The sequence below is a fragment of the Lactobacillus sp. PV012 genome (genome assembly GCF_014522325.1).
Lineage (GTDB): Bacteria > Bacillota > Bacilli > Lactobacillales > Lactobacillaceae > Lactobacillus.
Genome location: NZ_CP041983.1, coordinates 939,685 through 951,830 on the forward strand (window position 1 = coordinate 939,685; position 12,146 = coordinate 951,830).

Here is a 12,146-nt window from a genome sequence, read left to right on the forward strand (position 1 = left end):
CTAAAGAAGTGAAATATTACTTAACAGCATCTTTAAGTGCTTTACCTGGCTTAAATGCAGGAACCTTAGATGCAGGAATTTCGATTTCTTTACCAGTTTGTGGGTTACGGCCCTTACGAGCAGCACGATCACGAACTTCAAAAGTACCAAAACCGATTAATTGAACCTTTTCACCTTTAGCAAGATTTTCTTGAATTGAGTTAAAGATTGCGTCTACAGTAGCAGCAACATCCTTTTTAGTTAAGTCAGTCTTAGCAGCTACTTCAGAAACTAATTCAGCTTTATTTGCCATTATAAATTCACCTCCTAATTTAAACTTTAAGTAAGATAAAGTTTAAACTTGTCATTCCTGAAAGGAAATGGAAGAATGATGACTACCAATCATTAGCTCCCTGTATTAAAGTTAGCATACCAGCCCTTTAACTACAAGCTTTTTAAGAAATTATCTTATGCATAAAGTTAACATTTTATAGTTTACCATACTATTTGCGCTTTCGAGCCATAATTTTTATTGGTGTACCTACAAAATCAAAGTTTTGTCGCAATTGATTAATTAAAAATCTCTGGTATGAAAAGTGAAGCAATTCTGGCTCATTTACAAACACTACAAATGAAGGTGGATTAGTTGCTACTTGAGTCATATAGTAAATTCTTAAGCGTTTCCCATTTACTAATGGTGTAGGTGTAATTTGGGTAGCTTCAAGAAGTAAATCATTTAAGACACTTGATTGAATGCGACGATTTTGATTGATGTGCACCTCTTTAACAAGGTTTAAAATTTCTGGAACACGTTGTCCTGTTTTGGCAGAAACAAAGATAATTGGAGCGTAATCAAGATACTGAAATTCTCTTCTAATTGTATCTGTAAAATCTTTCATAGTAGTACTATCTTTTTCAGGTACATCCCACTTATTAACTACAATGATAACTCCACGTCCAGCTTCATGGGCATAACCTGCCACATGCTTGTCCTGTTCTCTAATTCCAGTACTGGCATCCAAAACTAGTAAAGCAATATCACTATTTTCAATAGCACTCATTGAACGCATTACAGAATATCTTTCTGTGTTTTCATAAACTTTACCTCGTTTACGAATTCCAGCAGTATCAACAATTGTATACTTTTCACCATTATGCTTAAATGAGGTATCAATAGCATCACGTGTTGTCCCTTCAATATCAGAAACAATTACGCGTTGCTCACCTAAAATCGCATTTACCAAAGAAGACTTCCCAACATTTGGACGTCCAATTACACTAAAACGAATGCTATCATCTTCATGGCGATTAGACTTATCACCAAATTCTCCCACAATTGCATCTAATAAGTCTCCAATACCAGTACCATGACTTCCGGAAATTGGAACTGGATCTCCTAAACCAAGACTATAAAAATCATAAATATCTTGGCGCTGTTCAGGATTATCAGCCTTATTAACTGCTAAAATAATTGGCTTTTTAGTTCGATAGAGCATTTTGGCAATAGTTTCATCCATATCTGTCATATGACTGGTTACATCACCAAGCATGACAATTACATCTGCTTCTTCAATAGCAATTTCAGCTTGAGCTTTAATTTGTTCTTCAATTTCACCTTGCTCTAGTGTAATCCCACCAGTATCGATTAAGATAAATTCGTGTCCCATCCACTCTGCACGAGCATAGATTCTATCTCTGGTTACTCCAGCTTCGTCTTCAACAATTGCTACTCGGGAGTTAATGATTCTATTAAAAAGTGTAGACTTCCCAACATTTGGACGTCCAACAATAGCTACAACTGGTAATCCCATAATTCATTCCTTTCTCTTTACTCACTATACTTTGTTTAATAAAAAAAGCTGACGTAAGCCAGCTTTTTTTATTAATCGTTATCTTTAAGTTGATCACCGATAATATCACCTAAAGCAAAACCGTTATCATTGTTATCGCTCATGTACTTCTCAGTTACAGATTCTTGGCGACGACGTGGACGATCTTCACTCTTAGCGTTTGGATCAGCTTGTTTAATTGATAAAGAAATGCGTCTATCGCTTGGATCGATATTTAAGACCTTAACCTTAACTTTATCTCCAACCTTTAAAACATCACTAGGCTTTTCAACATGTTTGTTTGAAATTTCAGAAACATGAACTAAACCTTGAATACCGTCAGTTACTTCTACAAAAGCACCGAAAGCAGTTAATGTCTTAACTTCACCTTCAATGATGTCACCTTCAGTTAAGCCAGAAGTTGCTTCTTCAAATGGTGATGGCAAAGTTTGCTTAATAGAAAGGGAGATGCGGTGTCTATCGTTATCGATACCAATTACCTTAACTTTAACATCTTGTCCAGCTTTCAATACATCGCTAGGCTTATCGATGTGCTTGTAAGAAATTTCAGAAATGTGAACTAAACCATCCACACCACCGACATCAATAAATGCACCAAAAGCAGTTAAACGAGATACTTTTCCTTCTACAGTGTCACCAACAACTAATTGACTAGCAACATTTTCAAAGGCTTCTTCACGTTCTTTTTCAATTAAGTCTTTTCTTGAAAGAATTAATCTATTCTTGTTTGGATCAATTTCAGTGATCTTTAAGTTCATCTTCTTACCGATGTAAGGTTTCAAATCTGATACGTAACGATTTGAAATAAGTGAAGCTGGTAAGAAACCTCTTGTACCAACATCTACTAACAAACCACCGCGAACAGCACCAGTTACAGTACCTTCAACAGTTTGTCCATCTTCAAATACCTTTTCTAATTCCTTGTAAGCTTCTCTTTCCTTTAAGCGAGTTACAGATAAGAAGAATTCACCGTTTTCCTTATCTCCACCAGCTCTTCTAAGTACTAAAGCTTCAAAGGTATCACCAACTTTTACTAAGTCACGTAAATCTGCGTTACGATCTGCAGTAAATTCACGTTTAGTGATTACACCTTCAACACCGGCATTTTCTACACCAACAACAATTTGACCATCTTCAACATCTAAAACTTCTACGTTAACGATGTTTCCGACTTCAACACCTTGCATTTCTTTTAAAGCATCTAAGAATTGATTACTATTATCTGACATATGTACCTCCCAATATCAAATTCCATTTTAAATGAAATAAGGAATTTTTTCTACTATTTTGTCTAATTTTTTTCGTTTTTTTCAATAAATTTAGTGATTTCAGCTACTACTTCTTCAATTGAAAGATTTGTAGTATCTAATTCTACTGCGTCAGCAGCTTTTTTTAGTGGAGAAATTGCACGATGTGAATCTTTATAATCTCTTACTTCAATGTCATGTTCAATTTCTTCAAGGGGTTGCTCGATACCTTTTTCTTTAAAATCTAAAAAGCGACGCTTAGCACGAGATTCCACGCTTGCAACCAAAAAGATTTTTATATCTGCATTTGGTAAGACGGTAGTTCCAATATCACGCCCATCCATAATTACATTTTCCTTACCAGCCATTTCACGTTGTAGCTCGACCATTTTTTCTCTAATTTTTGGTAAAGCTGAAACTTGAGAAACATTTTCTGTAATTTCTGGTGTTCTGATAGTCAAAGAAACATCTTTACCATCAATGAAAACCTTCTGTTCACCATCTATCTTTTTGAATTCAATTGAGCTTTTGTCAATTAAATCCACAATTTTATCTTCATCTCCGTAATCAACATTATTTTCCTGAGCTAACAAGGTACATACTCTGTACATTGCTCCTGTATCAATGTAGATAAAACCTAGATTATTAGCTACAATTTTTGCAACTGTGCTCTTACCAGCAGATGCTGGCCCATCAATAGCTACTTGCATTAATAAAAAAAGTCCTTTCTCTATCTCTAATTCTAAATTTTACCATATAAATGAATAAAAGGTAGAACTTATTTGTCCTACCTTTATCTCTAATAATGTTTTTTTACAAATTTAACAAACGTTGGTAAAAATGTTCTTGCTAATAGTAATACCACAGCCCCATTAATAAGTCCTTTTAAAATATTAAAAGGAACTACCACTGAAACTACATATTTTAAAATTGTAGAATTCAATTTAAAGCCAATCATTGTAATATACATTGGCATTAAGAAAAAGTAATTAGCTAAGGACATAATCACTGTTAGTGAAATAGTCCCAACAAGAATCCCACCAATTTGGTACCAAAACTTTTCATGATGCTTTTTACTAATGAAATAGATTGGATAAATATAAGCTAGAGTGGCTAAAAACGCAGCAATATCACCAACAAGAGAAATTGGATTAAAGCCTGCAAATATCAAACTTAGCAAAACTTTAATTAAGGTAATCATAAAACCACTTAGTGGCCCTAAGGCCATAGTACTGATTGCAATCAAGGCATCCGAGAGATCGAATTTTAAGTAATCAAATCCTGGCATAAGTGGAAATTCAATCTTCATTACTAGAAACGCTAAAGCTCCTAGCATTGCCCATGTTAGCCATAAATTAAGTCCTTTTCTAGATGACTGCATAATAAAAACTCTCCCTAAATTTAAATTTAAAGTAAGTAGTCTGTTGCTCCAGCCCAGACTTAAATTAGGGAAAGCTTAATTTCTCATAATCAGTCTGTCTTCTTCCATCTAGACTTTACTATCGGTATCAGAATTTCACTGATTCAGCTTAACGCTCGCGGACTTTAACCACCGGTCTGGAATTTCACCATGCCCTGAAGACAACATTTATTACTTTTAATAAGTAGATTATAATCCTAATTATATTTTTTGTAAATATGCAGTATAATTACTGGTTATTTTGTACTTGCGTATCGGTTGTTGAAGTATTTGTAGTAGTACTATTAGTATTATCAGTTGACTTATTGCTCTCAGAAAATCTTTCAGTAGTCTGACTAGAGGTGGCAGCACTTTCTTCTCTAGTATCCTCACTAGAAGAGGTATTTTCAGTATTAGAAGTATAATTATCTGTGTTTTGGTTATTTGAAGTATCTGAAGTTGTAGTAGCTCCTACTTCTTTAATCTTTAAAGTTTGTCCAACTTCAACATCATTCTCACTGGTCAAATTATTTAATCTGATAATTTCTGCCACAGTCGTATTATTTGCCTTAGCAATTTCTGCTAATGTATCGCCTGCTTTTAAAGTATAATAGCCTTCCTTATTTGCTAAAAATTTATTTTTAGTAGTACTCTTTTTCTTTGACTTTTTATGAGAAGTAGTTGAAGTCTTTCTAGTAGATACTTCTTTTTGTGCAAGATTTTGGCTGCTTCCATTTAACTTGGATTCAATAATTGGAATAATAGCAATTAAAATAATTGCTATTATTATGATGCCTGCCCAAAGTTGTGGGTGACCCTTTTTGTTTGGAGTAACTTCTGCATGTTTATTACTAGCTCTTCGAGGGGTAGTAGGACGTTCAAAGTGTTTGTAAGGTCCCTTTTCATTTGTATTCTTATTATTTTCCATTAATTCACCTTAAAATTACTTCATATTTTTTAATTGATGTACTTCTTCACGGGTTAATTCACGATACTCCCCAGAAGTCAGAGACTGGAGCGTTAAGAAAGCATACTTTTCTCGTGACAATTTATCTACTAAATGACCAACTGCCTGAAACATCCTTTTAACTTGGTGATAATGACCTTCATGAATCGTTAATTGAACAATTTGGTACTTTTTATTTGCATCGGTCCGTAAAATTTTCAACTTGGCAGGAGCTGTTTTCTTACCATCAATCTTAACTCCATGAGTAAGTGAATAAATTTCCTCTGGAGTTAAAATACCTTTTATTTTTGCGACATACACTTTAGGTACTTCATGGCGGGGATGCATCAAGCGATTGGCTAATTCGCCATCATTAGTCATTAATAATAATCCAGAAGTATCATAATCTAAGCGTCCTACTGGATACAAGCGATAAGGCACGTCTTCAAAGAAATCAACCACGGTCTTTCTTCCCTTATCATCACTTGCTGAGGATATAACCCCACGGGGTTTATAAAACAGATAAGTGTGCAAACTTTCGCTTTCAATTGGAACACCATCAACTTCTATTTTATCACTTGGTTCTACCTTTGTTCCTAATTCTGTAACAACTTTTCCGTTTACTTTAACTACTCCGGCTGTAATTAGCTTTTCTGCTTTTCTACGTGATGCTACCCCTGCTTGGGCAATTACTTTCTGTAGTCTTTCTGCCATGTTAACCCTCTTTTCTATGAATTATGCTTCGTCAAAATTTGGCTTATCAAACAAATCAATTGCTTCATTCTCTTCAAATTTTTCAATTACTGGTAGCTCTGTTAAATCTTTGTAGCCAAAATACTCTAAAAAATAATCTGTTGTCCCATATAGATTAGGCCGACCAGTTACATCTTTTTTTCCAGTTACCTTAATTAAACCACGCCAAATCAAAGTCTGAAGTGCTGCAGAGGAATTTACTCCCCTTAATTCGTCTATTTCAATACGAGTTATTGGTTGCCGATAAGCAATAATTGCTAAAATTTCTAGTGCTGATTGACTTAAATGTTTATTAACATCTTTTTGAAAATAGTTTTCAACTATTTCGCTATATTCTGCTGCATTAGTCATTTTATAACTATCTGCAATTTCAATTATCTGCAATCCTGTTTTTTGCAAAGCTGACTTTAACTCTTCAACATCTTGAGTCAATTCTTTTGAATTCTGGCCAAGCAATTCCTCTAAGGTTGCCTTAGATAATCCTGCATCCCCTGCCACATATAATAATGCTTCTAACTTAGCTGCTTGTTTTTTCACCTTCGGCTCTCCGCTCTATTCTAATATCACCAAAATCTGCAGTTTGACTAACAACAATTTGATGATTTTTTTCTAGTTCTAGTATACTCAAAAATAGACTTACTACTTCATCAATCCTTGTAAAATTACTAACTAAACTAAAAAAGCTCAACACGTTTTTTTGATTTAACTGTTCACTTAATTGTGCAGTCATTTCTTCAATTGAAACTTCTGCAATTTCAATTTTTCGTTCAATTGGATTCTTTAATTTAAAACGATGCAAAACATTTTTAAAAGCATACACTAAATCACTTTCTTTCATTTCACCTAAAGGAAGTGGTACTACTTCTACTTCAGGAGCACTAGAAGGCTCTTTAGCTAGTAGCACAGGAGATTGCTCTCCTTTTTCTTTTAAATATTCTGACACTCTTTTAAAAACAGAATATTGGATTAATTGCTCTACTAATTCAGTTCTTGGATCTTCATCTTGTTCTTCAATTTCAACAAAGTCATTTTTGGGTAATAAATACTGAGATTTAATACGCAAAAGTGTTGAAGCCATTACAAAATATTCTCCTGCAATTTGCAAATCCAGTTTTTGCCAATAATTAAGATGATCTAAGTATTGCTTAGTAATTTGAGCAATTGGAATATCATAGATGTCTATTTCCTGCGATTTAATTAAATGTAGTAATAAATCTAATGGCCCAGAAAAATTAGGCAAATTTAAAGTTAAGTCATTTTTATTCAACTGTATTTCCTCTTCTTAAAAATGGTAACAGGAATGTATAGCTAGGAAAAACAGTAATGTTTTCCTTAGGATAGAGTTGTTTTAACTCTGTCATCATTTCCTGACGTGTCTGATTGTTACGGAACCCTGGATCTAGAGAAACATAACGAATGACTAAGCAATCTGGCCCTTCCTGCAAGCTAATAATTCCTCGTACATGTTGACCACCACTTCTAAAAAGTAAAACTTCAAATTGATTGTCTTGTTCATTATAAAGTTTCAATTCTTCTTTTAAATTGGTTAAATTTTTAAAATCAGGCAAGTAAGATAAATAGCCCATCACTACTTTTTCGAACTCTTTTTTATATTTACTTAACATAGGTATTTAAATACGTGGATGCGTATTTTTATAAACCTCCAAAATATGATGTTGGGTTAAATTAGTATAAATTTGTGTTGTGCCAATGTCACTGTGACCTAAAATTTCCTGCACAACTCTTAAATCTGCTCCGTTTTCAAGTAAGTGAGTGGCAAACGTATGGCGGAGTGTGTGCGGAGTTACCTTCTTTTGAATCCCTGCTAATTGGCAATACTTTTTAATCAATTGCCAAACAGCTTGACGCGTCATTGGTTTACCACGTGCATTTAAAAAAATCTTATCACTCCAGACGCCAGTTTTTAAAAGTTGTTCTTCTCGCACTTTAGTATTATATTTATCGATCCAGCTAAGTGCTACTTCAGTAATAGGAATAAGACGTTGTTTGCTTCCTTTCCCAATAACTTTCACTAAATGCAACTCTTCGTGTAAATCGTCCTGTTCTAAATTTAAGAGCTCACTTACACGCATGCCAGTAGCATATAGTGTTTCTAAAATAGCTCGATCTCGAATTCCTAATTTTTTATTGATGTCTGGCATTTGAAGTAATTTATCAACTTCTGCTGCTGTTAAGGCAACAGGCAAGCGGTGCTCTTTTTTAGGTGAGTCAATTTTTAAAATTGGATCTATTTGAATAAGGTCTTTTCTGACTAACCACTGATAAAATCTTCTTAAGCTCGAAAGCAAACGTGCAATAGAAGCAGTTGCTTTACCTTGATCTTTTTCCTGGGCTAAAAAATGGTTTAATTGGTCCACACTTACTTCCCAGCTAGTAATATTGTGCTTATTTAAAAAATTAAGATATTCAATTAAATCTAGCCGATAAGATTCTACTGTATTTTCACTCAGACCTCGCTCAATTTGAGCGTATCGTAAATAATCTGCTATATTATCCTTCATTTTCATTATTTTCTACTAATGAAATTGTTCCAGCATCTTTATCTTCAGTGATTAAATTATCTTTCAATAACTTACCCAAAGCACGTTTAAAAGCAGATTTTGAAATTCCAAAATGTGTTTTAATCTCTTGAGCATCACTTTTATCATAAAAAGGCAAAGTCTTAGTTTGTTGACGTCTTAAACTCATTAAAATCATTTGAGCATCATCATCAATTTCCTCAAAACTTCTAGGTAAAACACTTAAATTCAGGCGACCATATTGGCTGACACCAATTACACGTGCTTTAATTTTTTCACCTAAACGTAATGGTCGATAAGTTTCTGAATTATGAACAAATGCCAAATAATACTGATCGGTTAATACAAATGAACCAACTTCGTAATTACGATATACAGTACCATTTATATTTTTATTTTCTAAATGGCTAGGGAAATTAGCAGCCAACTGTTCAAAAACATTTTCTTCTGCCATTTTTGCCCATACTCGATTTTTATCATCTGTTTCAAGTCGAACTAATAAGCGATCATCACGCTTGGGCCATTGATTTTTATCTAAAGGAAGGTCATCTAAAGAAATAACCATATCTTTATCATTTAGTCCAATGTCTATGAAAACGCCTAGATCCTTTCTTACTTCTGTTACAGTTCCCCATCCATATTGATCTTGCTGAGCAAAAGGATAAAACTGTGTCATTTCTTTCTTTTTATCTTTATTTTCATAGATAAAACCTTGAACCATATCACCTAATTTAATGGGATCTTCTTGGGTTATTTCAATTTTCTTAAGTTCAAAAGTTACCCCATCTACTTGTACATAATAAGATTCTTCATTTTCATCAGTAACTTTACCCTTAGTAATTTCACCTAATCTCATCTTGAACCCCTATTTCTTATAAAATAATTTCTTTTAACTTTAATTCTAGTATAAAGTAAAGATAAAAGAAATAAAAATAAAATAGCCAGTAAGAACTGGCTATTTTATAAAATGATTTAATTATTAAGTTAAATTATTTAACTTTTCTGATAGTCATTAAGTTAGTCTTACCAGTTTCACCTAATGGTAAACCAGCAACGATAATGATATCATCGCCAACTTCTGCTAAGCCGTTTTCTTTAGCTAACTTCATAGCTTCTTCAAGGGCATTATCAGTGTTTGATGGCTTATCAGCAAGAACAGGCTTTACACCCCATACAACAGTTAATGAGTGTTCAATCTTTTCGTCAAATGTCATAGCAAGGATGTTAGCATTTGGACGGTACTTAGAAATCATACGTGCAGTGTAACCTGAAGCAGTAATAGTAACAATAGTCTTAATACCTAATTCTTCAGCAGTTCTAACAACTGATTCACCAATTGCTTCAGTAATGTTTGAGCCTTGGTATTCTTCGAATCTTTGAAGAGCTAAAGTGTTACGTTCAGCAAGTTGCTTTTCAGTACGCATGTCGATTTCAGCCATAGCCTTAACAGCTTCAACTGGGTAAAGACCGTTTGCTGATTCACCTGAAAGCATAGTAGCATCAGTACCATCTAAAACAGCGTTAGCTACGTCAGTAACTTCGGCACGAGTTGGACGTGGGTTTTCTTGCATTGAATCAAGCATTTGAGTAGCAGTAATAACTGGCTTACCTAATGCATTACATCTTCTAATGATATCTTTTTGTACAAATGGTACGTTCATGAATGGAATTTCAACACCCATGTCACCACGAGCAATCATAATACCATCAGAAACATCCAAGATTTCTTGAAGATTGTCAATACCTTCTTGTGATTCAATCTTAGGGAAGATCTTTACGTATTCACAGTGTGCTTCTTTAAGTAAGGCACGAATGTCTAAAACGTCTTGTGCTTTACGTACAAATGAAGCAGCGATGAAGTTAATACCTTCACTTAAACCAAATTTAATGTCATCAGTATCTTTATCAGTGATTCCTGGGAGGCGAATTTCAACACCTGGTGCGTTAACACCCTTCTTAGAACCAATAAGACCAGTGTTTTGAGCTACACAAACAAGTTCGTGGTTAGCATCATCTTTGTCAGTAATAAGTAAGTCAACTAAACCATCATCGATTAATACGTGACCACCCTTTTTGGTGTCATCGTATAAACCTGGGTAGGTAACGTAGATCTTGTCCTTGTCACCTTCCTTAGTTGCATCCATAGAAATTCTAATGGTATCACCAGTATGAATAGTGAACTTACCATCTTTTTGAGCAGTAGTTCTAATTTCAGCACCCTTAGTATCAAGTAAAATACCAAGTAACATGCCAGTATCCTTTTCAATCTTACGAACCATGTCCATGCGTTCCTTGTGTTCTGCATGGTCACCGTGTGAGAAGTTAAAACGGAAAACATTTGCACCGGCTTGTGCTAATTTGGTAATAGTCTCAACATTATTTGAGGCTGGTCCTAAAGTACTAACAATTTTAGTCTTTTTCATTTGAAAAACTCTCCTGTATAAATAAATAATCAAAAACTATTTGGCTAAGTCTTTGTTTAATGAGTATAACGAGTAATCACCGTGGTGCTTAGCATCAAACAAGTCAAGCATATTGTGTGAACCAAGTTTACCATTTTCGATACCTACGGCTAAGCCACCTTTACCTTCAAGTAATAACTTAACTGCATAAGCACCCATCTTGCTTGCTAAAACGCGATCACGAACAGTTGGACTACCACCACGTTGCATATGTCCTAAAACATTTGCACGTGCATCGAAATCACCATATTTCAAAAGTTCGTCCTTGAATTTTTCGGCGTCCATGACACCTTCAGCCAAAACAACAAGACCGTGCTTTTTACCATTAGCAAATCCTTGCTTCAAGGTTTCAGCGATTTCTTTGATATCATATTTTTCTTCTGGAATTACAATAGCATCTGCACCAGTTGCAACTCCAGCGTGAAGTGCGATATCACCACAATCGCGACCCATAACATTTACAATAAAGACACGTTGGTGACTTGTTGCAGTGTCACGGATCTTATCAATAGCATCCATAGCTGTATTACATGCAGTATCAAAACCAATTGTGTAATCAGTGTATGGAATATCATTATCGATTGAACCTGGAAGACCAATAGCATTATAACCATGTTCGGTTAATCTCAATGCACCGTGGTAAGAGCCATCTCCACCGATAACAACTAAAGCCTCAATACCGTGTTTCTTTAACTGTTCGATTCCCTTAAGCTGAGTTTCTTCTTCAGCAAATTCTGGAAAACGAGCAGAGTAAAGAAACGTACCGCCGCGGCCAATTTTATCCGCAACTGTTTCGGAAGTCATTTGGAAAATATCACCAGCTACAAGACCAGCAAAACCATAATGAATTCCAAAAACTTCAATATCATTTGCCAAAGCTGTACGAGTAACAGCTCTGATAGCAGCGTTCATGCCTGGAGCATCCCCACCACTAGTTAAAATACCAATCCGTTTCATGAATTCACCTCTA

Annotated in this window: 13 protein-coding genes, 1 pseudogene and 1 riboswitch; all 14 genes and pseudogenes read right to left on the reverse strand. The window is 34.6% G+C overall.

What is annotated here, in order from left to right:
• Positions 1-16: 16 nt before the first annotated feature.
• Entirely contained in the window at positions 17-292 is a 276-nt protein-coding gene (locus tag FP433_RS04630) for an HU family DNA-binding protein (RefSeq protein WP_265484425.1), read from the reverse strand.
• Between the two features lie 190 nt (positions 293-482).
• Positions 483-1,790 carry a ribosome biogenesis GTPase Der gene (gene der, locus FP433_RS04635; RefSeq protein ID WP_265484424.1) on the reverse strand — a complete coding sequence of 436 codons (1,308 nt, stop codon included), beginning with the start codon at positions 1,788-1,790 and terminating at the stop codon, positions 483-485.
• Positions 1,791-1,861: 71 nt separating this feature from the next.
• A complete protein-coding gene (gene rpsA / locus FP433_RS04640; protein ID WP_265484423.1) occupies positions 1,862-3,058 on the reverse strand; it encodes a 30S ribosomal protein S1 in 1,197 nt (398 codons plus the stop codon).
• Positions 3,059-3,120: 62 nt separating this feature from the next.
• Positions 3,121-3,786 carry a (d)CMP kinase gene (gene cmk, locus FP433_RS04645; RefSeq protein ID WP_265484422.1) on the reverse strand — a complete coding sequence of 222 codons (666 nt, stop codon included), beginning with the start codon at positions 3,784-3,786 and terminating at the stop codon, positions 3,121-3,123.
• Positions 3,787-3,875: 89 nt separating this feature from the next.
• On the reverse strand, positions 3,876-4,457 hold the full coding sequence (locus FP433_RS04650; protein ID WP_265484421.1) for an ECF transporter S component: 582 nt from the start codon (positions 4,455-4,457) through the stop codon (positions 3,876-3,878).
• 92 nt (positions 4,458-4,549) lie between these two features.
• Positions 4,550-4,663: riboswitch (FMN riboswitch) on the reverse strand.
• A gap of 62 nt (positions 4,664-4,725) precedes the next feature.
• A complete protein-coding gene (locus FP433_RS04655) occupies positions 4,726-5,403 on the reverse strand; it encodes a LysM peptidoglycan-binding domain-containing protein (protein ID WP_265484420.1) in 678 nt (225 codons plus the stop codon).
• Between the two features lie 15 nt (positions 5,404-5,418).
• The gene (locus tag FP433_RS04660) at positions 5,419-6,135 is read right to left on the reverse strand and encodes a pseudouridine synthase (protein WP_265484419.1); all 717 of its coding nucleotides are present in this window, start codon (positions 6,133-6,135) and stop codon (positions 5,419-5,421) included.
• A gap of 21 nt (positions 6,136-6,156) precedes the next feature.
• Positions 6,157-6,711 carry an SMC-Scp complex subunit ScpB gene (gene scpB / locus FP433_RS04665; protein ID WP_265484418.1) on the reverse strand — a complete coding sequence of 185 codons (555 nt, stop codon included), beginning with the start codon at positions 6,709-6,711 and terminating at the stop codon, positions 6,157-6,159.
• Positions 6,692-7,441 carry a segregation and condensation protein A gene (locus FP433_RS04670; protein ID WP_265484417.1) on the reverse strand — a complete coding sequence of 250 codons (750 nt, stop codon included), beginning with the start codon at positions 7,439-7,441 and terminating at the stop codon, positions 6,692-6,694. Before FP433_RS04670 ends, scpB begins: the two co-directional genes overlap by 20 nt.
• Positions 7,434-7,760 (reverse strand): reductase, encoded by a 327-nt coding sequence (locus FP433_RS04675; RefSeq protein WP_265484416.1) that lies wholly within the window; start codon positions 7,758-7,760, stop codon positions 7,434-7,436. Before FP433_RS04675 ends, FP433_RS04670 begins: the two co-directional genes overlap by 8 nt.
• A 45-nt stretch (positions 7,761-7,805) precedes the next feature.
• Positions 7,806-8,696, reverse strand: a complete 891-nt coding sequence (gene xerD, locus FP433_RS04680) for a site-specific tyrosine recombinase XerD (RefSeq protein ID WP_265484415.1) — start codon at positions 8,694-8,696, stop codon at positions 7,806-7,808.
• Positions 8,686-9,570, reverse strand: coding sequence for a S1 RNA-binding domain-containing protein (locus FP433_RS04685; protein ID WP_265484413.1), 885 nt, complete (start codon positions 9,568-9,570; stop codon positions 8,686-8,688). The genes xerD and FP433_RS04685 overlap by 11 nt, the downstream gene beginning before the upstream one ends.
• 139 nt (positions 9,571-9,709) lie before the next feature.
• Positions 9,710-11,137 (reverse strand): annotated as a pseudogene (gene pyk, locus FP433_RS04690) (pyruvate kinase); the annotation flags it as partial.
• Between the two features lie 36 nt (positions 11,138-11,173).
• Positions 11,174-12,133, reverse strand: coding sequence for a 6-phosphofructokinase (gene pfkA, locus FP433_RS04695; protein WP_265484411.1), 960 nt, complete (start codon positions 12,131-12,133; stop codon positions 11,174-11,176).
• Between the last annotated feature and the right edge of the window lie 13 nt (positions 12,134-12,146).